Annotated in this window: 1 pseudogene; it reads right to left on the bottom strand. The window is 62.3% G+C overall.

What is annotated here, in order from left to right:
- Positions 1 to 302, bottom strand: a pseudogene (locus HA630_RS26965) (translational GTPase TypA); the annotation flags it as partial.

The raw sequence follows: 302 nt of genomic DNA, 5'->3' as shown, positions 1-302 counted from the left end.
AGCTCGATCGGCGGGGTGATCTTCACCGCGTCTTCCTTGCCCGACACGCGGAAGTTGGTCAGCTGCTTGGTGCGGGTGGCGTTGACGATGAGGTCGTTGTCGCGGCTGTGGATGCCGACGATCATGCCCTCGTACACCGGATCGCCGGCCTTGACGAACATGCGACCGCGGTCGTCCAGCTTGCCCAAGGCGTAGGTGAAGATTTCACCGTCGTCCATGGAGATCAGCACGCCGTTCTTGCGGCTGGCGATCTCGCCCTTGTGCGGCTCGTAGCTGTCGAAGATGTTGGAGATCAGGCCGGA

This window comes from Aquabacterium sp. A08 (assembly GCF_011742065.1).
This window is presented reverse-complemented; position numbering and strand designations above follow the sequence as displayed.